The organism is Fibrisoma montanum, from assembly GCF_003583365.1.
GTDB lineage: Bacteria > Bacteroidota > Bacteroidia > Cytophagales > Spirosomataceae > Fibrisoma > Fibrisoma montanum.
In genome coordinates this window covers 191,279-210,934 of record NZ_QXED01000009.1, presented here as the reverse complement: position 1 = coordinate 210,934, position 19,656 = coordinate 191,279, and the positions used below count along the sequence as shown (strand labels likewise).

Annotated in this window: 13 protein-coding genes; 9 read left to right on the top strand and 4 right to left on the bottom strand. The window is 56.5% G+C overall.

Annotated elements, in window-relative coordinates; translation table 11 throughout:
• The first annotated feature begins 13 nt into the window (after nucleotides 1-13).
• Nucleotides 14-994: a GTP 3',8-cyclase MoaA gene (gene moaA / locus DYU11_RS26615; protein WP_119670776.1), complete on the top strand. Its 981-nt coding sequence runs from the start codon at nucleotides 14-16 to the stop codon at nucleotides 992-994.
• Here moaA and DYU11_RS26610 read toward each other — a convergent pair.
• Complete coding sequence (locus DYU11_RS26610) at nucleotides 991-1,929, bottom strand: ABC transporter substrate-binding protein (protein WP_119670775.1); 939 nt, start codon at nucleotides 1,927-1,929, stop codon at nucleotides 991-993. The two genes, moaA and DYU11_RS26610, sit on opposite strands and share 4 nt — an antisense overlap.
• A gap of 51 nt (nucleotides 1,930-1,980) precedes the next feature.
• Nucleotides 1,981-3,117 carry a PepSY-associated TM helix domain-containing protein gene (locus DYU11_RS26605; protein WP_119670774.1) on the bottom strand — a complete coding sequence of 379 codons (1,137 nt, stop codon included), beginning with the start codon at nucleotides 3,115-3,117 and terminating at the stop codon, nucleotides 1,981-1,983.
• A 163-nt stretch (nucleotides 3,118-3,280) separates the two neighbouring features.
• Between DYU11_RS26605 and DYU11_RS26600 the strand changes: the two genes are divergently transcribed.
• From DYU11_RS26600 to DYU11_RS26575, 6 genes are all read left to right on the top strand, one after another.
• Entirely contained in the window at nucleotides 3,281-5,635 is a 2,355-nt protein-coding gene (locus tag DYU11_RS26600) for a TonB-dependent receptor (RefSeq protein WP_119670773.1), read from the top strand.
• Between the two features lie 205 nt (nucleotides 5,636-5,840).
• Complete coding sequence (locus DYU11_RS26595) at nucleotides 5,841-6,470, top strand: RNA polymerase sigma factor (protein ID WP_119670772.1); 630 nt, start codon at nucleotides 5,841-5,843, stop codon at nucleotides 6,468-6,470.
• A 110-nt stretch (nucleotides 6,471-6,580) separates the two neighbouring features.
• Nucleotides 6,581-7,558, top strand: coding sequence for a FecR family protein (locus DYU11_RS26590; RefSeq protein WP_119670771.1), 978 nt, complete (start codon nucleotides 6,581-6,583; stop codon nucleotides 7,556-7,558).
• A gap of 17 nt (nucleotides 7,559-7,575) precedes the next feature.
• Nucleotides 7,576-11,082, top strand: a complete 3,507-nt coding sequence (locus DYU11_RS26585) for a SusC/RagA family TonB-linked outer membrane protein (protein ID WP_229366064.1) — start codon at nucleotides 7,576-7,578, stop codon at nucleotides 11,080-11,082.
• 134 nt (nucleotides 11,083-11,216) lie between these two features.
• A complete protein-coding gene (locus DYU11_RS26580) occupies nucleotides 11,217-12,752 on the top strand; it encodes a RagB/SusD family nutrient uptake outer membrane protein (RefSeq protein ID WP_119670854.1) in 1,536 nt (511 codons plus the stop codon).
• Nucleotides 12,753-12,990: 238 nt separating this feature from the next.
• Nucleotides 12,991-16,845 carry a VCBS repeat-containing protein gene (locus DYU11_RS26575; protein WP_119670769.1) on the top strand — a complete coding sequence of 1,285 codons (3,855 nt, stop codon included), beginning with the start codon at nucleotides 12,991-12,993 and terminating at the stop codon, nucleotides 16,843-16,845.
• A 58-nt stretch (nucleotides 16,846-16,903) separates the two neighbouring features.
• Here the strand turns inward: DYU11_RS26575 and DYU11_RS26570 are convergent, their stop codons facing one another.
• Both DYU11_RS26570 and DYU11_RS26565 read right to left on the bottom strand, forming a co-directional pair.
• Entirely contained in the window at nucleotides 16,904-17,923 is a 1,020-nt protein-coding gene (locus tag DYU11_RS26570; protein WP_119670853.1) for a S1C family serine protease, read from the bottom strand.
• A 105-nt stretch (nucleotides 17,924-18,028) separates the two neighbouring features.
• A complete protein-coding gene (locus DYU11_RS26565) occupies nucleotides 18,029-18,598 on the bottom strand; it encodes an RNA polymerase sigma factor (protein WP_119670768.1) in 570 nt (189 codons plus the stop codon).
• Between the two features lie 138 nt (nucleotides 18,599-18,736).
• Here DYU11_RS26565 and DYU11_RS33375 point away from each other — a divergent pair, with 138 nt between their 5' ends.
• Nucleotides 18,737-18,937 (top strand): hypothetical protein, encoded by a 201-nt coding sequence (locus tag DYU11_RS33375; RefSeq protein ID WP_158600368.1) that lies wholly within the window; start codon nucleotides 18,737-18,739, stop codon nucleotides 18,935-18,937.
• A 230-nt stretch (nucleotides 18,938-19,167) separates the two neighbouring features.
• Nucleotides 19,168-19,653 carry a (2Fe-2S)-binding protein gene (locus DYU11_RS26555; protein WP_119670766.1) on the top strand — a complete coding sequence of 162 codons (486 nt, stop codon included), beginning with the start codon at nucleotides 19,168-19,170 and terminating at the stop codon, nucleotides 19,651-19,653.
• Nucleotides 19,654-19,656 lie beyond the last annotated feature (3 nt).

Below are 19,656 nucleotides of genomic sequence, written 5' to 3'. Positions count from 1 at the left end.
GCAACGACCGTTCATGATCTACGACAACCACAATCGCCCCATCACTTACCTGCGTCTGGCCGTAACGGATCGCTGTAACCTGCGGTGTTTCTACTGCATGCCGGAAGAGGGAATCAAATACCTGCCCAAGCGCCAGTTGCTGACGTACGAGGAAATGGAGCGGGTCGTCCGGGTGCTGGCGAAGCTGGGCGTGTCGAAGGTGCGGATTACGGGTGGGGAGCCGTTTGTGCGGACAGACCTGATGGACTTCATGCGCCGATTGGCGGTCATTGACGGGCTGAACGATCTGTCGATGACGACCAATGGGGTGCTGACGGCCCCTCACGTGCGCGAACTGGCCGACCTTGGTGTGCAGTCGGTTAACCTGAGCCTCGATACGCTGGATCGGGAGCGGTTTCGGCGGATCACCCGGCGCGACGAATTGCCCGCCGTGCTCCATACGCTCGATGCACTGCTGGCTGCCGGCATCCAGACGAAGATCAATGCCGTGGTGATGGACGGGCAGAACATCGAGGACATCGGCCCGTTGGTCGAACTGACCCGTAGCCAGCCCATCGACGTTCGGTTCATTGAGGAAATGCCGTTTAATGGCGAGGGGAGCCACTATCCGGTTCTGCACTGGACGCACCAGCGCATTGTCGATGCAATCAGAACGCAGTATCCGGATTTACAGAAACTACCCGATCCGCCGTTTTCTACGTCGGCCAACTATCAGATTCCCGGCCACCGGGGAACGGTTGGCGTTATTGCCGCGTTCAGCCGGACGTTTTGTGGCACCTGCAACCGCATTCGACTGACTGCCCAGGGAACGCTCAAAACCTGCCTTTATGATAATGGCGTGCTCGATGTACGGGCGTTGCTGCGCAATCAGGTTTCGGATGCTGAGTTAACCGACGCGTTCCTGCGGGCGTTCGCCCACCGCCCGGCCAACGGATTCGAGGCCGAACGGCAGCGCGATACCGTTACGGAGTCAATGGCTACGATTGGCGGTTAATGCCCCGGCGACAAAAATTCATTGGTGAATAACAGGTTGATATCCAGCTCCTGCACCAGCTCACCGTCCTGCGTCGTGAGCAGGCGATTACGCACCAGCCAGTTGATAAACGACCGCCAGACGCCCGGACTCATGACGCCCCACTGTCCGTTGCTGTTCAGGTAATAGTTGGCCGCAACCTGCTGACTTTGCTCCACGAAATCGCGGTTGGCGAGGGTAGGGTGACTGGCCGTTTTAACGAGCAGCTCGGCGGCTTCTTCGGGGTTATCAACCGCCAGATGGAACCCCTGAGCCGTAGCGGCCAGAAACGAGCGCAGGGCATCCGCGTTCTCGCTGGCCCAGTCGCGGTTGGCGGCCAGAACCGGGCTATAGCCGTACGAAATGTCGTAGTCGCTGAGCTGAAAGCGGTTCAGGGAAATATCGTTCAGATCGGCTTCGACGCCTTCCCACGGCAGAAAAATCCAGGTGGCGTCCACTTCGTTGGTCAGCAGGGCGTGCCAGATGTCGAGCTTGGCCGGTTTGTGCGAAACGAAATGCCCCCGGCCACCATCGTTGATAATCATCTGGCTGATGATTTCGTCCTCAAACCGGGCACCGTACGACGCGTACACCTTGCCATCGAGTTCTTTCGGCCGATCAATGCCGCTTTGCTGAAGCGTTACGATGGCGCTGGCGTCGCGGGCCAGCACAGCCGCTACGGCGACCATCGGCGTACCGTTGAGGTGGAAACTGATGACGCTTTCGGAAGGGGCAATGGCAAGGTCGGCCTGACCCTGGTGTACCTTCTTTGCGGGCGTTGTCTGATAATTGTCCTGGTCTGGGGAAAGGATCTGAACGTCCAGACCGGCCTGTTGGTAATACCCGCTGGCGAGGGCTACGTAAAAACCCGTGTGGTTGGTATTCGGGGTCCAGTCAAGGGCTAAGCGGATGGTCATGTGTGAAGTAGTTTGGTCAGTAGTTAACCGCCAAACCACAGTAAGGTTTGGTCAGGCTACTTCACGAACCAGCTTGCGGGCAGCTTGCCGGCGTTCGACCGGCGTTTTGCTGCTCTTGGTTTGCTTCTTCCGTTTTCCCCACCAGATCAGAAAGCCGCTCACCGGCAGGGAAGCCGAAAACAAACTGGCCAGGAAAGCCAGAATCTTACCCGGTAAACCCAGCCAGCCGCCCGTATGGAGGTCGTAGGCGGCTCCCCGGGCTACGTCGCCCCGCGAGAAATCCTGGTAACGTTTGCCTTTCAATCTCGCCCCGCTGTACTGATCGAAGTAGAAGATCGTATACTTCCGGTACAACGCGCTCTGGTCGTAACGGACCTGAACCCGCAACGCGCCGACCGAATCGGCCGGAAAAATAACGTAGGACTCAAAGGAGTTGGGTTCAAGGGCCAGCACCTGCGCATAGGCCTTGTCGATGGACATCAGTTCGCCCTGGGGCTGATACACCGAAACAGCTTTTTCGCGATCGCGGGCGGGGGAGCCAGTCAGGGCGTACAACCCGTTTTCCCACCAGTCGAATGCCCAGATCAGGCCCGTCATGGCGATCACCAGCAGCAGCCACGTAGCATAAAAGCCACCAACAGCGTGCCAGTCGTAGTTGACCCGACGCCAGCGGGCGTTCCATTTGATAGTCAGGCGCTGTTTCAGTACGGTCTTGCAGCGTGGCCACCAGAGAACCAGGCCCGACACGAGCAAAAACAGGTAGATCAGCACCGAATAGCCAATGATCGTACTGCCGGTTTTGCCCAGCATCAGGCTGGTATGCATCTCCCGGACAAGGGCGAAGAAGTCGGTTTTGAGATTCCGGATGCCCAGGACAGCACCGGTATACGGATCGATACTGACCAGTCGCTTGTCTTTCAGGGTGACCTGAAAACTGCGGTCAGGATCGTGCCGGCGGAAGATGCGCTGCAACTTACTGTCCGGAAACGCCCGGTCGACGGCCGAAGCGACCTGCCCCATGCTGAGGATCGGTCTGGCCTGCGGAGTAACGAACAACTGCTTCTGATACACAACGGCCTGAAGCTCTTCTTCAAAGACGTACAGACAGCCGGTCAGGCTAATGATGAAGACGATTAATCCCGATGCCAGGCCAAGCCACAGGTGCAGTTTACCGAAGAGTTTTTTCATGCGCAGTGCGACGGGTACCCGCCAACAGAACGTTTACCGCTTTACTGTACAAAGCTGGGGCTTCTTTAGATTTATTCCAAATTATATAAGCGTTTATTTTGACTGAATCTAAACAAGATTTAAGTTTGCGGTGAAATTTGTGAACTCGTTCTGAGTCAGTCCTATGCTTCGATTTTTCTTTTTGTGCGTATTCCTGTCTATTCACTGCACCTTATTTGCTCAATCTGAACAGCCCGCCCTGCGGGGAACCATTCTGGATGCCAGTGGTCAACCGGTTGCTGCCGTCAACGTCAGCCTTTCCGGCACCCGCTACGGTACGCTGACCGACGCTCAGGGCAACTTTCAGTTAGCAGCCCCGGCCGGAACCTATACCTTGTCCGTATCCGGCGTTGGATACGAGGCCGTCCGGCAGTCGGTTACGCTCCGTGCCGGCGAAACGGCTTCCCTGAACCTGACTACCCGGGCCAGCGAATCGTCTCTCGATGAAGTGGTTGTAACGGCGAGCCGCCGGGCCGAAACCATCAACGAGGTGCCGTCGGCCATCACGATCGTGAACAAACGCCAGATTGCCGAACAAACGGCCATGAACGCCGATATCACCAACGTTCTGCAATACACCGTGCCGGGACTGGCTCCGGCTACCTACCGGACGAGCAATACGGGCCAGACCCTGCGCGGGCGGCAGGTGCTGGTGCTGGTCGATGGCGTACCGCAGTCGACTCCGCTGCGGAATGGTGGCCGGGACCTGCGGCTGATCGATCCCTCCGCGCTCGAACGGATTGAAGTAATCAAGGGCGCTACGTCTATTTACGGTAACGGCGCCGATGGGGGCATCATTAACTACATTACGAAGCGGCCCGAAACGGCCAAAGCCTTCACAAGCCAGACCTGGGCGGGTCTGACCAGCGGGCTGAGCAGCCTTGACCAGACGCAGGGTTTCCGGCTCAGCCAGCAGTTTACGGGCAAAACCGGTAAGGTCGACTACGTACTGAACGGTACGTTTGAACGGACGGGTCTGCTCCGCGATGCCAACGGGGAGGTGCTGTCGCCGTTCTACAGCCCCGGCCAGATGAACAACTACAACGTGCTGGCCAAAGCGGGCTATACGCTTACCGATCGGCAGCGGCTGGAGGTGATGTACAATTATTACGCGAGCCGCTCGGATCTGAACTACGTCGAAAAAGTGGGCGTGTACGGTAAAACTCCCAGCATCGGTGTCCCGGCCATCGAAACGGCACCGGGTACTCCGCAGGGGACGCCTTACAATCACAACGTTACGCTCCGCTATAACTACAGTCGTATCGTGGGTGGTACCGACGCCGAGGTGATCGTGTACGGGCAGAGTTTCCGCACCGTATACGGCTACGATGCTCAGTATTTCGAGAATGGCGGTCAATCCAACATCGTTTCCAACAAAAAAGGCGTTCGGCTGAACATTCAGTCGCCGTACCGCCTGGGTTCGGCCCTGAGCGGTGAACTGCTCTACGGGGTCGATCTGCTGAGCGACCAGACCGCCCAGAAACTGCAGGACGGCCGGTTCTGGACGCCGGACATGAACATGCGAAATCTGGCACCTTACGCCCAGTTAAAGCTCGACATCCTGAACAACCTGGTGCTGAAAGCCGGGGCCCGGTTCGAAAACATCCGCGTCGATGTATCCGATTTCACAACGATTCGTACCTACAACACGGCTACCCAGAAGTTCGACGGGGGCGTGGCCGTGCAGGGCGGTACGCTGAATTACAATGCCTTCGTGGGCAACGTAGGCCTGCGCTACAACGGCCTGCGGGCGTTCCAGCCGTTTGTCAGCTTCTCGCAGTCGTTTTCGATCAACGAGTTAGGCCGGATTTTGCGCACATCGCAGAAGAGTATCGTATCGCAACTGCCAACCGACCCCATTCTGGTGAATAACTATGAAGCCGGTGCTATCGGCGATCTCGGCCGCTATGTGCATTATGATCTGGCGCTGTTCCGCAGTACGTCGGAACTGGGGGCATCGTATCGGCAACTACCGTCGGGCGTATTCGAAGTGGTACGGTCGCCCGAGAACGTCTGGGGCTACGAACTGGCCATTGATGTGCGTCCGCTCAGCTTCCTGACGGTAGGGGGTGCCTATGCCTACGTTGAAGGCAAAACGGATGGCAACAACAACGGAGATTATGAAACCTACCTGGGTGGCGACCGGATCATGGCCCCCAAAACAACGGCCTACGTACGCGTCAGCCCCGGTTCGCGCTGGAACCTGACCGTGAATGCACTGCGGTCGAGTGCCCGCAGCCGCTTCCAGCCCAACGCCCGCGGCCTCTACACCTACGGACAGGGGCCCGTAACGCCCTATACAGTCGTGAACCTGACCGGCGGGTATGCGATCAACCGGAATCTGAACTTGACGCTGGGCATCGAAAATCTGCTGAACCGCGACTACTACCCGCCGATTTCGCAGTGGGCGGCCCGTGATGCTGATTACATCAAAGCCCCCGGTTCGCGGTTTAGCCTGACGGCGAACTATCGCTTCTGACCCGATCCGGACGTAGTGAACAGAATTGATTTGGTATTCAGCGACTTATAAAGTAATTTATAAGCCATACTAGTATTTGAAAAGCCTGCCTGTTCTGAACGGGCAGGCTTTTTTGTGACTGCTGCAGAATAGTATGTAAAGAACATAGATTTTGGCTTTTCTAAGCCAATTGATTACATTAGCCGAATAAAATCACCGACGACCGATGCGTAACACGAAACGGTTCGTAACTCAGCCAGACTCCAATTGGGAAGCGGATTTGACCCTGCGCGTAAGGGCCGGTGACGAACGTGCGTTTGAAGAAATCTTCTTTTACTACTACAAACACCTCCACGCCATTGCCCTGAAGTTTCTGAAAGACCCCGAACTGGCCGAAGATGCCGTTCAGGATATTTTCTTAAAGCTGTGGGACAACCGACTGGCGCTGAACGAAACCTACTCGCTTAAAGGATTTCTATCGATTTCGATGCGGAATCACGTGCTGAACGTCATTCGCAACAACCACGCTGAAATCTGGGAATCGTTGTCGAATCGGCTGGATACCGACTACACGAACGAAGAAACGGCCGCCGATGATTACCAGTGGCGGGAATACGGCGAGATTGTCGAACGCGGGCTGACGCAGCTATCCCCCCAGAAACAGCACATCTTCCGGCTGAAGGTCTTCCAGGGTCTCGACAATGCAGAGGTTGCCCGGCAACTTTCCATCTCGATCAACACGGTCAAGTTCCAGTTCTCGCAGGCGACCAAATTCATGAAAAGCTACCTCGGCAAACACGCCGACATCGAAGGAATGCTGCCTGTCCTTCTCTTCCTGTTGCTGAACGAGTTATAACCGCTTCGGCAAAGAAAAATAAAAATTTTTACTGGCTCTATCATACTTCGGGCACACAAATGTGTATCCATAGCAGAACGTCTTGACCTTTTCTAAGGAACCTGAACGCTATGGATGAACAATTACTGGAAAAGTACCTGCGAAACCAATGCTCACCCACCGAAGTCCGACAGGTGCTGGCTTTCCTGGCCACCGACGACGGGCAGCGGTTATTGCAGCGGGTGGTGGACCGGGAAACCAGCTCATTAAGGCCGATGCCGCTTGACCCCGCTGAACAGGCCGAAGCCATGCGGGTCTTCAAACGGATTCAGTCGGCCAAACGCCCTGCCCTGACCGCCACCCGGTCGACTACGTGGTGGGCAGTACGCTGGGCGGCTGCGGCCGTTGTGTTGCTGACGCTGGGAATGGGTAGCTGGTGGCTGTATCAGCAGTCGATTGAAGAGCCTTGTGTAACCCTGCGGACCCCCTACGGCCAGACCCGGCTGATCACGCTCCCCGATCAGTCGATAGTAACGCTCAACGGCAATTCGTCCGTTACGTACCCGGTTCGCTGGACCGACGATAAGCCCCGCGAGGTGTGGGTCGAAGGGGAAGCGTTCTTCGACGTAGTACACACCAAAAGCCACCAGCAGTTTGTCGTGCACTTGCCAGCCCACATGAACGTGGAGGTGCTAGGTACCCGCTTCAATGTGTACACCCGCAAATCAAAAACCAAAGTAACCCTCGATACGGGCCGCATCCGGCTGCTGCTGGATGAGCAGCGGAAAAAGCAGCTCGTGATGAAACCCGGCGAAATGGTGGTTGCCGACACGAAAGGCAAGACGTACTACAAAAAGCAGGTGAATGCCAGGGCGCTGGCGTCGTGGCGCGACCAGAAGCTGGTATTTGAAGGTGTGAGTCTGCTCGAAATTGCCCAGATGCTGGAGGACACCTACGGCGTTAAGGTCGAAATCGCCGACCCAACTTTACAGAAACAGCGGTTTTCGGGCAGTATTCCGAATCAGAACATCAATACTATTCTCAACGGCCTGTCTACACTTTTCGATTTTCACATTACCCGTCAATCTAACCGAATCGTAATCCAATGACCCAATCTACTTTATCTATGAAGCGATTCCTGTCTGCGCTGGGAATGCTGATCCTGATCGGCACGCTGCCGGCTCAGGCGCAGCTCCTGGCCTCGTCAAATCGGTATGCGTCTCAACAAACTAAAGAGAGCGACACCCGCCTGATTTCGTTGCGTAGTGCCCTGGCTGAACTGGAGCAGCACTACAACGTTTCGTTCATTTACCCCACAACGCTGATGGATACGCGGGTGCTGCTGGGGAGTCATCGTAACCAGAATGTGGAAGAAGCGCTGACCAGCCTGCTGACCGATAAGGGCCTGACGTACCGGAAGGTGCAGCCTAAATTCTACGCAATTGTGTCGGCGAATGATAAGAGCGGCCGGGTTTTTCGGAAAGTCGAGCAGCTTGACACCAAAACCGAAATGGCTTCGCCGGGCGAACCCGCCACGCTTCCCGAACGGACACTCAACAAATTAGAGCGGATCGGCTGGTCGATGACGACTACCAAACCACTGGAAGACATCCGGGGCCGCGTGGTTGACCGTAGTGGCTCGGGCATTCCCGGGGTCAGCGTGGTTATCAAAGGCACAAACCGCGGTACGACCACCAACGCCAACGGTGAGTATACGATCAACGCCAGCAACAACGCTACGCTGGTGTTCAGCTTCGTTGGGTACCTGTCGCAGGAGGTAGCCGTATCGGGGCGAAGCCAGGTCAACATAACCCTGGCCGAAGACGTGAAGGCGCTGTCGGAAGTGGTGGTAGTTGGATACGGTACGCAGAAGCGGGCTTCCGTAACGGGGGCGATCTCGTCGGTTTCCTCGCAGGAAGTAACCCAACTGCCGGTCCCGAGCGTAGAGAGTGCCATTCAGGGCCGGGTGCCGGGCGTGAGCGTGGTAAGCAACGGCTCGCCGGGCACATCGCCGATTGTCCGCATCCGGGGTATCGGTTCAATCAACTATGCATCCAACCCGCTCTACGTAATTGACGGGTATCCAACGAGCGACCTGAATAACTTCGACACGCGCGACATCGAAAGCGTGGACGTACTGAAAGATGCCTCGTCGGCCGCCATCTATGGTTCACGGGCGGCAAACGGGGTGATCATCGTCACGACCAAGCGCGGCTCCCGCGATGGCAAGCTGCACGTTAACTACGACGGTTACGCGGGTGTGCAGAGCGCCTGGCGGCAACTCGACCTGCTCAATACGGACCAGTACCTGCAATACGGTACGGCTCTGCTGCAAAACGCGGAGAACGATAAAGCGGCCGCCGAAAACCGGGCCCCGATCGATGCCCGCCCGGCCCGCTTCCTGAACATGAACCAGCCCATCTACCAGGGGGCTACGCAAACCTACGCGCAGACCAACACCGACTGGCAGGATGCCGTGTTCCGCAATGCAGCCATCACGCAGCACAGTTTGCAATTATCGGGTGGCAACGACAAATCGCGGTTCTATTCGTCGCTGGGCTATTTCCAGCAGGATGGTATCATGATTGGAACGAGCTACCAGCGGGGTAACTTCCGCATTAACTCGGACCATACGCTGAGCAAGCGCTTCACGTTCGGGCAGACGCTGACGATTTCGTACGACGACCGGTACAGCGAAGTGGAAGCCGGCGGCCGGACGCAGATCCAGAATATGATCCGGATGACGCCGTATATGCCAGTTACTGACCCTTTCCTGGCGGGTGGCTACCGTGGTCCGGATGGCTCGGACGCATCGGACCCGCAGAACCCCGTTCGGGCGGCTTTGCAGGACCGGACCAATACGCAGCGGCTGAAAATCCTGGGAAGTGCTTACCTCGACGTGAAGCTGTTCGAAGGACTGACCTACCGTATCCGGGGTGGCATTGACTACGTGACCTCACGGGATTACGCATTTCAGCCGATCTACAACGAAAGCTTCAACGCCCGCGCGCTGGCCAGCCTGACCGACAACCGGTACACGTACACCTCACCGCTGATCTCCAATCAGCTGACGTTTGAGCGTACGTTTGGTAAACACAGCATCAATGCGGTAGCGGTGGCCGAGCGCCAGGCGGGTATCTACTCAAACCTGAACGCATCCGGTAACGCTACGACAAACGACATCCGGCAGGTGAGCGGTCTGTCGTCAACGGGCCTGGGCCTGACCGGTGGTCGGAACCAGAACGTCCTGATCTCCTACCTGGGCCGTATCAACTATGATTATGGCGGTAAGTACCTGCTGGGTGCTTCGTTCCGGCGCGACGGATCGAGCCGGTTTGCTCCTGGCAATAAGTGGGGTAACTTCCCCTCCGTATCGGCCGGCTGGCGCATCAGCGAAGAAGCCTTCATGAAGAACGTACCGACAATTTCGGAATTGAAGGTACGGGCTAGCTACGGGTCAATGGGCTTCAACGGCATCGGCGACTACGATTGGCAGGTAGCCGTATCGCAGACGACGAACGCGATCTTCAACGGCGAGCGCGTGCAGGGAACGTATTTCGACAAGCTGGGCAATACAAGCCTGCGCTGGGAGGTAACCGACATGACCAACGTTGGCGTGGACCTGGGCCTGCTGAACAACAGCATAGCCCTGACCGCCGAATACTTCAACCGCGTTACCGATGGACTGATTCTGGGCCAGCCGATTGCTCCGTCGATCGGGTACTCGCAGTCGCCGATTGTGAACGTAGGCAGCATGCGCAACCGGGGTGTCGAACTACAGATCGGCTACAACCGCCGGCAGGGTGAATTCAAGTTCGACGTATCAGCCAACGCCAGCGTTATCCGCAACAAAGTGTTGAACCTGGGACCGAACATTTCGCCGTTGTTTAGCGGTAATAATGCCGACTACGGCGGGTTCGACATCACCCGGACCATCGCCGGTGAGCCGATTCAGTCGTTTTACGGCTGGAAAGTGGCCGGTATCTTCCAGAGCGCCGATGAAATCAGAGCCGCTGCGACGCAGGCCAACGCCCAGCCTGGCGATATCCGCTTCGTGGATGTCAACAATGATGGAGTGATCAACGCCGACGACCGGACGAACCTCGGTAGTTTCCTGCCCGACTTCACATACGGGTTCAACTTCAACGCCAACTACCGCAATTTTGACCTGACTCTCTTCCTGCAGGGCGTTCAGGGCAACAAGGTGTACAACGGGGTGAAGGTGCTGTCGCAGGGGATGCTGCGGCTGTTCAATGCCGGTACGGACGTACTGAACGCCTGGACGCCGACCAACACGAACACCGACGTGCCCCGGGCGGTTAGTGGCGATCCCAATGGCAATACCCGTACGTCGGACCGGTTCCTTGAAGACGGCTCGTACCTGCGCCTGAAAAACCTCAGTCTGGGCTACAACCTGCCGGCCGGAGCCCTGCAGTCGTGGACGCGCGGTACGCTGAGCCGGGCTCGCCTGTACGTAGCCGCTACGAACCTGCTGACCTTGACGAAGTACACGGGCTACGACCCTGAAATTGGCTCGCGTCCCAGTACCAACACGCCGTTGACCAATGGTGTTGACTATGGTCAGTTCCCGCAGGCCCGGACGCTGATGGTTGGTTTGCAGTTAGGCTTCTGATAAATTTCGTTCCCCGCCTTGTACATGATGGGGCGGGGGATGTATATTAGATGCAATTTTTTCAAAAATAAAAACAAGCTGCTCAACAGTATTCAAAAAGTTTTGATGTACGTAAGTTTCAAATGAACTACACAATGAAACGCAACTATTTAACCGTCACAACCATTACGCTGGGGCTGCTCTTAGGGTGCAGCACGGATAAATTAGATCAGATAAACCCGAATCAATACACCACCGAGACGTATTATAATAACGCGGCTGAATTGGTTAAGGGCGTCAATGCCGTGTATTCAATCTGGCAAAGCTACAACCTGACTGGTCGGGAGTGGTTTTTCCTGCACGACCTGCGCAGCGATGAGATGACCTCGGGTGGCGGGCAGCTGGAAGCCCCCCGTAACCAGATTCTGATCGGGGCGCAGATTCCAGGCAATCCGGTGGCGTTTTCCGTATGGAACGGGTTGTACCGGGCCATTCACCGGGCCAACGTCGTAATTGACAAGGGTGCCGAGGTAACCGACAATCCGACGCTGACGAAGCGGGCCATTGCCGAAGCTAAGTTTCTGCGGGCGCTGTCGTACTTCGATCTGGTTACCCTCTGGGGCGGTGTTCCCCTCTATACCAGCTTCGTAACGGCCGTTGACGGGACCAAACCCCGGGCAACACCGGCTGAGGTCTATCAACTGATCACGTCTGATCTACTGGCGATTCAGGCTGATCTGCCAGCGAGCTACAGCGGGGCCGATCTGGGCCGGGCTACCCGTGGAGCGGCTGCTGGGCTGCTGGGTCGGGTTTATATGCAGCAGGGCGATTATGCCAAAGCGAAAACGGAGTTTCAGAAGGTAATCAGCTCGGGTCTTTACCGCCTGACCGACGAATACGACGCTAACTTCCAGGAGGAGAATGAGAACAACGCTGAATCACTGTTCGAAATCGGTTTCTCGAAAATCGGCGATTTTAACTGGGACGGCGACGGCAACGACGGGGGCGCTAATGAAACGATGACCCGCAGCCAGGAATACAGCGCCATTGGCTGGCGGAACCTGATTCCATCGGCTAGTTTGCTGGCGGAATACGAGCATACAGCCAAGGGGGATGAGAAAACCGACCCGCGCCTGAGCTACAACTTCTACTTCATTGGGGATAAGTTCAACAACGGAGCCCGGACACTGGCCGAAGGCGATGTACAGGGCAATGCGCAGTCGTTCAACGGAACAACCCAGAAAATAAGCTGGCGGAAATACACGGCCATGTACAAAAATGCGGAAACGTTCTACACGTCAGGTATTAACATGCGGATCATCCGCTACGCCGATGTGCTGCTGGGTATGGCCGAAGCAGAGAACGAAACGGGTAATTCAGCCGCTGCCATTGCGTTGCTGAACCAGGTACGGGCCCGGAAGAGTGTGGCCATGCCGCCGTATCCGACCAAGGCCTATCCCGTCAACAGCAAGGATGAGGTGTTTCGGGCGATCGTACACGAACGGCGCGTTGAACTGGCCGGTGAGCAGATTCGCAACCGCGACATTCTGCGCTGGCGGGCTCAGAACAAGCTGAGAACAGAGCCGATTTCGTATTTTGCCAGAGGCAAGCAGGAGCTGTTGCCGATTCCGCAGCAGGAACTGGACAACAACGGTAAGCTGAGTCAGGCCGATCAGAACCCCGGCTATTAATTTACCGTTGGTTATGACTATTCCGTAGTTGGCAATGCTCATTTTTGTCATCCCGACGCCAGGAGGGATGACAAAAATGGGCATACATGAATCCAATGCCTAGCCATAATTCACGGTAACCAGCGTTGATTTAGGGTTCCAGGTGCAAACTGAGTACGTCGGAAACTGTAATCCTGAACGGCAAACATCTAGCAAGAGCCTCCTCCAACGGGGAGGCTTTTTTTCGTATCTTACCCATATGCGTAGTGCTTTATTTTTGCTTACTGGCTGTGTGGTATGGCTAACCGGCTGCGGGCATCGATCAACCCGATTTGACCTGCTAAGCCCCAGCCAAACCGGGGTTGACTTTACCAACACCATCACCGAAACGGATTCCTTCAACGTACTGGAGTTCGAATACATCTACAATGGCGGGGGCGTCGGCGTTGGTGATTTTAACGGCGACGGCCTGACCGACATATTCTTTGCCGGTAATCAGGTGTCGAGCCGGATGTACCTGAACAGGACCACACCTGGCGGGGGCGATTTCCGGTTTGAGGATGTGACCGAAGCCGCTGGGGTTGGTACAAAGGTCTGGTGTTCGGGGGTGGCGGTGGGCGATATTAATCAGGATGGGCGGCTGGATGTATTCGTGTCAACGCTACACCCCGACAAGCGAAAGGCCGTTCCCAAATTGCTCTTTCTGAACCAGGGCAACGACGCCAGTGGTGTGCCCCGGTTCGTCGAAGCCGCCCGGGAGGTGGGGCTGGCTGATTCGAGCTTCGGTACCCAGGCCGCTTTTGTTGACTACGACCGCGACGGTGACCTGGACGTGTATCTGCTGACGAATGCCCTCGAAGAATACAACCGCAATACCGTTACAGGCCCCCGCAACAACGGAACCGCCCGGAGCGTAGACAAGCTGTACCGGAATGATGGGGTGGGGCAAGGAGCGGGGGGCAAGGGGCTTGGGGCCGGCGGGAATGATCGAATAAACCCTCCGCCCCCGGCCCCCCGCCCTTTGCCCCACTTCACCGACGTATCGCAGGAAGCGGGCATCATCCATGAGGGGTGGGGCCTGGGCGTGATCGTCAATGACGTGAACCAGGATGGCTGGCCGGATATTTACGTAGCCAACGATTTTCAGTCGAATGATGTGCTGTACATCAACGATCAGCACGGCCACTTTGTCAACCGGATTGCCGACGCTCTTAAGCACCAGAGCCATAACAGCATGGGCGTCGACATGGCCGATATTAACAACGATGGCCTGAACGACATTACGGTAGTCGATATGATGCCGGATGATAACCTGCGGCAGAAAACCATGTTCGGAACCGTGCCGTACGACAAATTCCAGATGGCTCAGCGCCTGGGTTACCAGCCTCAATACGTCCGGAACATGCTACAGCTGAATCGAGGCTTCGCGCCGGAGGGCGAAGGGCTGGGGGCGAAGGGCGTGGGGCAGGGGGCTAGGGGGAGTGCTGTACCCTTTGCCCCACGCCCTTCGCCCCCGGCCCCCGGCCCCACACCCCTATTCAGCGACATCGGCTATATGGCCGGAGTGTATGCGACCGACTGGAGCTGGAGTCCGCTGCTGGCCGACTTCGACAACGACGGCTACCGGGATCTGCTGATTACGAACGGTTACCGGCGCGACGTAACGGATCTCGACTTTTCGACGTATAACCGCGAGGCTAACCAGTTTGGCTCCGACGACGACCGGCACCGGCGGATTCTCGAAAGCCTGAAAACGCTGGAAGGGGTGCATAAGCCCAACGTCATGTACCGGAATAACGGCAGGGGCACCGATGCAGGCAGTACGGGGCTTACGTTCACCAACGTAGCGGAGGACTGGGGGCTGGATCAACCGTCGTATACCAACGGAACGGCTTACGCCGACTTCGACAACGACGGCGACCTTGACCTGGTCATGAACAATGTCAACGACCCGGCCTTTATCTACCGGAACAACACAATACGCGGGCAGCCTTCGGCCGATAACGCGTTTCTGCGGCTTCGGCTGAAAGGAACACCCGGCAATCTAAACGGGTTGGGAGCGACGGTTTCTATTTATGTTCAGGGGCAGATGCAGTACGCCGAGCAGGTAGTGCAACGGGGCTATCAGTCGACGGTTGAGCCCCTGATGCACTTTGGCCTGGGGAAGGCCAGGCGGATCGATTCACTCAAAATACGCTGGCCCGACGGGCGGGGGCAGGTGCTCGCTAACGTAGCCGTGAACCAGGTCCTGACGCTCGATCAGGCGCAGGCCAGGCCGCAGGGGGCTTCGTTCATGCGTCGGCAGGAGCCCGCGTCGGAGCCGCTGTTTCGGGAAGTGTCGACGGCAGTCGGGCTGGCGTTCCGCCATGAGGAGACCGATTTTGTGGATTACAAGATGCAGCAGACCCTGTTGCCGCATAAACATTCGCAGATCGGGCCGGGCCTGGCGGTGGGCGACGTTACCGGCGATGGGCTCGACGATGTATACATTGCCGGTGCGGCTCAGCAACCGGGGGCGTTGTTTATTCAGCAGCCCGGCGGTACGTTCCGGCGCACGGCCATGCCCACAAAAGACGAAGAAGAGACGGGGGTGTTGTTTTTCGATGCTGATAACGATGGCGACCAGGATTTGTACGCGGTTCGGGGCAGTACCGAGTTTGGTAAAAACCAGGCCCAATACCAGGACCAGCTGTATCTGAACGATGGGAAAGGACATCTGACCCCCGCCGTGAATGCGTTGCCGCCCACTACGGCCAGTGGTTCCTGCGTAACGGCGGGCGATTTCGACAGGGATGGGGATCTGGACTTGTTCATCGGCGGGCGGGTGGTGCCGCAAACGTACCCCAAACCCGCCCGAAGCTATCTGCTGCGCAATGATAGTGAATTAACCTCACCCCGCCCTAACGGGCACCCCTCTCCTTCAAAAGGAAAGGGGAAGGGGGTGAAGTTCACCGACGTAACCCAGCAGCTGGCCCCCGGACTGGCTGAGGCTGGTCTGGTCTGTGCGGCTCTTTGGTCCGACTACGACAACGATGGCTGGCTGGATCTGCTGGTAACCGGCGAGTGGATGCCGGTCATGGTGTTTACGAATCGCCTGGGGCACGGGACAAAGGGCGCAGCACATAAGCCCGATGGCTGGGAGCCCGCCTTTGTCCTGCGTCCTACGCCCTTAGCACCCGCCGGCTGGTGGAATAGTCTGGTCGCGGGTGATTTTGACAACGATGGCGATACGGATTACGTAGCCGGAAACCTGGGGTTGAATACCCGCTACCGGGCGTCGGAAACGGAGCCGGTTTCGGTCTATGCGGCCGACTACGACCAGAACGGATCCCTTGACCCGATCATAACCTGGTTCAATCAGGGAAACGAATACGCAGCGCACCCCCGCGAAACACTGACCGATCAGATGCCCGCCTTTCGCAAGCAGTTCACGTCCTACGCAGCTTACGGCAAAAAGCCATTCGCGGAGATGATTCCGGACGAACAGCGAACCAAAGCGCTCGTGCGCCGGGCTACGTATTTTGCGTCGGCATTTCTCGAAAACAAAGGCGCTGGTACGTTCAGCGTGCGGCCGCTGCCGACCGAAGCTCAACTATCGCCGGTGTTCGGCATGGCGGCTACCGACGTAAATGAAGACGGAAACCTGGACCTGTTGCTGGTGGGCAACGACTACGCAGCCGACATCCTGACCGGCTGGAACGATGCCGGCATAGGCGTGTATCTGCAGGGCGACGGCCGGGGGTATTTTCGGTCGGTGCCCGTTGGGCAGTCCGGCTTTCTGGTGGACAAAGATGCCAAAGCGCTGGCCGAGTTGACGCGGCCATCCGGGCAGCCGCTTTTTCTGGCTGCGCAGAACCAGGATAGCCTGCGGGTGTTTGCGCCGGCCCGGCCTTTGCGGAGCCAAACGATTCGGCTCCAGCCGACAGATCAGTACGTACTGGCGACCCTGCCGAACGGAAAAAAACAGAGAATGGAAGGCTACTGGGGAGCCTCGTACCTGGCTCAGTCGTCGCGCACCGTCCGAGTGCCGGTCGGGGCGCTAACCGCGGAGGTTGTTGGCCTGAAAGGACGCCGAACCGTCAGGCTGGCCGGTGGTGAGGTTGCCCGTAAATGAACAACGCCCGGATGGCAGATACCGTCCGGGCGTTGTAGTACAGTACACTATAGCGTCTTTATTTCTCGTGCTTAAATACTTTCACCTGATACACGTAACTCTGCATCCGTTTGATCTGCTGCTTACGGGGCAGATGCACCAGCGTATTTTTCCGGTTCAGGTTCAGCGGAATGCCTTTCAGTGAATCGGCCGGAATGTTTTCCAGTGCCTTGAACAGGTAGTTCGTTTTCACCGCAAAGCTAACACCCTCAGAGGTAGTCTGTTTGGCGCTGATAATACCAATTACGTTGCCCCGCTCGTCGAGCAGCGGCCCGCCCGAGTTACCCGGGTTTACGCTGATGGCCACCTGATACGCAACGGTATCGCCCCGATAGCCGGTTCCCGAACTCAGATAGCCTTCGCCATAGACGATCTCCTCGCGCGGGTAGCCCAGAGTAAATACGCGTTCGCCCAGCTCAGACGATTTCCCGTCGAAGCTGTATGGAATGGTTGGCTGCGGCCGGAACGCACTATCGTCGCCGAGTTGCAGAATAGCCAGGTCGTGCGCCTGATCCGAATGGACCACCCGCGCTTTATACACCTCGCCTTTCTGGCTCTGTACGTAGATCGAGTCGGCCTCCTGCACAATATGATTGCTCGTCACAAAATAGCCGTCGGCGGTCAGCAGGAAACCCGTACCGGCAACCTGACCGGGGTTTACGCTCAGGGCCCGGCTGCGACCGGTAATGTCGTTCAGGAGCTGCTTCTGCGATGACTTTATGGCCTGAATATCCCGGCGCAGCAAGCTATATTGCTGTTGCTGCTGGTGACTCTGCTGGTACTGCCGATACAGAAAAATGGTGCTGAACGTAGTCAACACCGCCACGGAGGCCGCAACGGCCAGGGTGGTGCGATACGTTTGCCAGAACGTCCGGATGCGGCCCGGCCGTACGGTTTCTTCACGGTACACGCCAGCCTCCTCGCGCATGGCTTCCATATTCAGCCCCGCGTGAACCTGAGCCAGCTGCTGCCGGAACCGAATGCGCTCACCATACGCGTGAAGCGCACGCTCTATGTCCTGATCGTCGTTCGTTTCCATGGTCATTATTGGGTTTCAGTGTTTGATTTACGGTTTTCGGTGGTCTGCAACGCGCCGGTGAATTACCCGCCAGCCGCCCCTGAAAATCGTAAACTGACTAACCGTTTACTGTTTATATTCCGAGAAAAACAACCGCTTCAATCGCTGAAGACACTTGTATTTCTGCGTTTTGGCATTGTCGGCATTCGTATACCCGAATTTTTCGGTGATGTCCTGCATTGACAAATGCCGCGTGTAAAAATCTTCCAGCAATGTGCGGCAGGGTTCACCGAGCCGTTCGAGCGAATCGGCCATCAGGTCAAACTGACGGTTCCGTTCTTCATGATCGGTCAGGTCGTCGTCGACGGCCACCACCGCTTCAGTATCATTGATGAAATGTCGATTCCGTTGAGCCAGTTGTTTGAGCCACAGCCGCCGACCAACCGAGTAGAGGTACGTCTTCAACTGGCAGTTCAGTTCCAGCGAGCCGTTCGTCACTTTTTCATACAGCACCACCAGCACCTCCTGGTAAATATCCTTGGCGTCGTCTTCGCTGCCGCTGTTGCTCGTCACAAAATGCAGTACCATCGGGAAATACCGACGGTAGAGTTGGGTCAGTACAGCATCCGAGCCACTGGCCAGCCCTATCAGCAATTCGTCGTCGGTCAGCAGTACTCCCCCGCTACTTCTTCTCATTACGTTGCGTCACTACTTAATACGGATACACCTCAAACGTAACCCAAAAAAAAGTTAAAAAATGTTGGGTTACCTTTTTACAATCGGTGTATTAAAGTTGACAATTTACCATTAACAACGCTTAAACACCCCAAAATCATGAAAGCTATTGCAAAATCTGCGTTCTTCTTCATGGCAATGATCGCCCTGGCTACTTCTTGCTCATCTAAGAAGACTGAAACTGAATCAGCAGCTGGTACTGAAAGCACGATGTCTACGGATTCATCTACGATGATGTCTACCGATTCAACGATGGCTACGGACTCAGCTTCAATGATGTCATCTGATAGCGCTCGTTAATTAGTTGAGGCACGACTGCCGGTTAGTTACCGACATCGCTATACACTCTACGGAAAACCCCGCTGCAAAGTGGGGTTTTTTCGTGTTCACCGTGTTGATACATAACGCGGTAGGTTTCAGCTTCGTTTCCGTTCATACCGGGATTCGGAACAGTCGTAAAAGATTGTTTGCCTTCTTCTTCAAAAAGAACAAACTTTATAGGGTTCGCTAGTCAATAACTATACTCATCTATGGCTGTTATCTCCCTGATTATTAACGGCAAAAAACGCACCATCAACACTGATCCGCAAATGCCGCTGCTGTGGGCCGTTCGTGATGTGGTTGGTCTGAAAGGTACAAAGTTCGGTTGCGGTATGGCGCAGTGCGGAGCCTGCACCGTTCACCTGAACGGCAAGCCCATCCGCTCGTGCATCACCCCCGTTTCCTCGGTTGCCAACAAGAAAATTACGACCATCGAAGGCGTAGGCAGCGAAACCCGCCTGCATCCCGTTCAACAGGCCTGGATCGAGGAGCAGGTTCCGCAGTGCGGCTACTGCCAGTCCGGCCAGATCATGTCGGCGGTGGCTTTGCTCAAGACAAATCCGGACCCTACCGATGCTGAAATTGATCAGGCCATGAGCGGAAACATCTGTCGCTGCGGCACCTACAACCGTGTGCGTAAAGCCATTCACCGGGCTTCGGACCTGCTGAAAGAAACCGCCCTAACGACTAAATAGCCC